Source organism: Streptomyces sp. NPDC051104 (genome assembly GCF_040682835.1).
In the GTDB taxonomy this organism is placed as follows: domain Bacteria; phylum Actinomycetota; class Actinomycetes; order Streptomycetales; family Streptomycetaceae; genus Streptomyces; species Streptomyces cynarae.
Map to the genome: position 1 here is coordinate 1 of NZ_JBFBBS010000172.1, position 1,031 is coordinate 1,031.

The 1,031-nt window shown below is 33.4% G+C and carries 1 protein-coding gene; it reads left to right on the forward strand.

Going from position 1 to position 1,031, the window contains the following annotated elements; genetic code table 11:
- Nucleotides 1–170: 170 nt before the first annotated feature.
- Nucleotides 171–611 carry a hypothetical protein gene (locus AB0N14_RS40395; RefSeq protein ID WP_023188574.1) on the forward strand — a complete coding sequence of 147 codons (441 nt, stop codon included), beginning with the start codon at nucleotides 171–173 and terminating at the stop codon, nucleotides 609–611.
- The last annotated feature ends 420 nt before the right edge of the window (nucleotides 612–1,031 follow it).

Genomic DNA, 1,031 nt, shown 5'->3' on the forward strand with positions numbered 1-1,031 from the left:
TCTAATTTAGATTTTGAAAGTATAGGCAAAGAAAAAATAGCAGGAAATCTTTATTATTTTAATAAAAAAGAATTTGAAGTTACTGATGATGATATCATTGAATTAAGCGATGTTCCGCATCAAGAATATCCAATCTTTTTAGAAAAAATGGATGGAGAACTTGTATTTTCATGATGGATATATTGATTTGCAGGGTTCGTTATCCTAATGATCCTAGTGGAAAGCTATGTGCTCACCAGCAATTTGTCGCTGATTTTTTAGAGGAAGATATATTAGTATTTTATTCGATATCCTCGATATTGGGTAAGGAAAAAAGAGTATTTAAACCAGACGGTAAGACAGTTAATGACGAGTACGTTTTGATTAGAGGCACAGAACAACAACAAAATCAGCTTGGTGTACCATCTTTTATAGATTGTTCGAAGTCATACAAAATTCAATTAGATTCAACAGTTTCTGTGGGAAACTTAACGAACCGTAGTTGTACTTCAACACTGAAAGAATCGGTAAAAAATAAAATATTAGATATGAAAAAAATGGGAAAACATACTGAGTATTCAATTTCATTGTGTGATTTTAAAAAGTTTAATAAAAAAATATCCATCATTTAAAATATAGTTTTCTCGCCCTCTGGGGCGTTTTTCTTTACAACGAAAGCAGTAAATTATATAATAATCTTACCTTTTACATTAAGGTTATAAATAACTCCTAAAGCATCGTTCTTGACTAAGTGACGGTGTTTTTTATTTGAAAACGAATACAAAAAGTAGTATAATGAATTCATCTTACCTATATAAGATGACGTCTGCCCTTAAACAGGGCTTTTTGTTCTAGTTAAGGAAGTAGATATATACTATATTTACCCAAAAATATATAATTTTTCATAAATTTACTCCGAGCGTCCCTCTCCTAACTGGGGCGCCTTTTTTATGCTATAATATAGTCGGGATGTTTGTGAGATTTCCCGGTGGTTGCCGCGGGCTGCTGTAGGCGGTGCTCGTTGGTGGTGCGCGTTCCTTGGTGCGCGGTGG